Origin of the sequence: Salinivibrio sp. MA427, from assembly GCF_001996115.1 — a bacterium.
GTDB lineage: Bacteria > Pseudomonadota > Gammaproteobacteria > Enterobacterales > Vibrionaceae > Salinivibrio > Salinivibrio costicola.
This window is the reverse complement of sequence record NZ_MUFH01000391.1, coordinates 1-1,968: the sequence shown is the minus strand read 5'-3', so window position 1 is coordinate 1,968 and position 1,968 is coordinate 1. Positions and strand designations below refer to the sequence as shown.

At 40.6% G+C, this 1,968-nt stretch carries 2 protein-coding genes; both read left to right on the top strand.

All coding sequences use genetic code 11. The annotated features are described in order from the left end of the window. The first annotated feature begins 115 nt into the window (after positions 1-115). On the top strand, positions 116-1,399 hold the full coding sequence (locus tag BZG79_RS14870; RefSeq protein ID WP_077774794.1) for a nitrate/nitrite transporter: 1,284 nt from the start codon (positions 116-118) through the stop codon (positions 1,397-1,399). A gap of 24 nt (positions 1,400-1,423) precedes the next feature. Then, on the top strand, positions 1,424-1,968 hold a 545-nt coding region (locus BZG79_RS14865), incomplete at its 3' end, for a hypothetical protein (protein ID WP_199877989.1).

Here is a 1,968-nt window from a genome sequence, read left to right as displayed (position 1 = left end):
CCTCTGGATACTACCAATGGAGTACTTTTTGAATAAATCATGATACTTTAAGTGTATGGAGGTTTCCTTCTTTATTTTATAAGTTGTGTTTAACTATAAGTCGGAGGAAAACCATATGGTACAGGCAGTCGATAGTTCAAAGGCGCAACAGAAATTTGCGTTGGGAATGTCAACATTTTCGTTTACGCTTTGCTTTGCCATGTGGACGATATTTTCCATATTGGGTGTAAAAATAGCGGAAGAGTTTCAGCTCTCTAGCACGGAACTGGGACTGTTAATGGCGACACCGATTCTCACAGGTTCGGTCAGTCGATTGTTTTTGGGAATCGCGTCTGACTACTTTGGGGGCCGTACTGTTTTTGCGGTTGTCATGCTCCTGTCGTCCGGTTCTGCATGGTTGCTGAGTCTATCTCACAGTTACTACTTGCTGTTGCTTTGCGCACTGGGCRTTGGATTGGCAGGCGGTAGCTTCGTTGTTGGTGTGGCATATGTATCGGCGTGGTTTAAGAAAAACCAACAAGGTACAGCTTTAGGGATATTTGGCGCGGGAAATGTCGGCTCTTCTGTGACCTCGCTCTGTATGCCAATGCTCTTACTGATCATGGACTGGCGCAGTGCGGTTCAAATCTATGCAATTATTTTGGCTACAGCAGGAGTTGGGTTTTATTTTCTCGCAAAGAACGAACAAAGAGAAAGACCGCGAGAGCAAGTATCTATATATAGCCAGCTCCATCCTTTGAAAGAGGTAAGGGTCTGGCGATTCTCCTTGTACTACTTTTTTGTTTTCGGTGCCTTTGTGGCATTAGCACTATGGTTACCCCAATATACAATCGGTGTATTTGATGTGTCCTTGGCTCAAGCAGGCTTGATAGCAGGGCTTTACACGGTTCCAGGTTCATTGTTTAGAATACTTGGTGGAATATTATCGGACAGGTATGGTGCTCGTAAAGTGATGTACTGGACGTTTATCGCATCAGTAGTCTGCACCTTTATTCTTAGTTATCCCAATACACATTACAGTGTTGAGGGAATACGAGGTGTTATTAATTTCTCATTAGAAACTAACGTCTATCAATTTGCTGTAATCTGTATCGTGCTAGGTTTTTTCATGTCTTTAGGAAAAGCGGCAGTTTTTAAACATATCCCTGTTTATTATCCCAATAATGTGGGTGTTGTAAGTGGTGCTGTTGGTATGGTTGGCGGGCTTGGTGGCTTCTTTCTTCCTCTGACATTTGGCATGTTAAATGATCTAGTTGGAGTCTGGCAAACATGCTTTATGTTGCTCTTTGTATTATGCAGTTTGGCGTTAACCTGGATGCATTTTGCGATTAGAAAATCTGAAAGCAAAGAATGGCGATCAGGAAGAACTGAAAATGACCTTCCAGAACTAACCGAATAAAAAAGGAATGAAAAGGAGATAGAGATGGTAACCATTATGCATTTATTTATCTCCTTCCTTGTATGGGGAGCCTGGCCCGTTGTTGTCTTTAATCTTCCAGACTATGGGTATAACCTAACATTCATTTCGAAGCTTATCCTGATCTTGTTTTGTTTTTTGGGAAGTAGTTTGTCTCGAATTCTTTGGGATTTTCTAGCGACAATTTTCGGTGTGATTAATTGGTTGCTAATTTCTACACTTCTCCTCATTTTACCATGTTTATGGATGGCTGCTATTATACTCTTTCCTAGCGAAAATTATATTATGTTGTTGGCAGTTTCTAGCTTGACAGGCTTAGCATCTGGTAGTTCAGTCACAGTAATGCGATTTATGATGTTGCGATTTAGTCAGCGTGATGCAGTATCTAGAATTACTTACGCTGATAGTATTGGTGGCATTGGTTTGTCATTCTCATTCTTTATAGGACTTTTGTTTTCTCAAAGTGGTATAAGTCAGGGTTGTTTTTATTTATATCCGCTTTTGTATATACCGCTAGTTTTTGTTTTATTTTTTGTTCTTTGGTTTTCAGT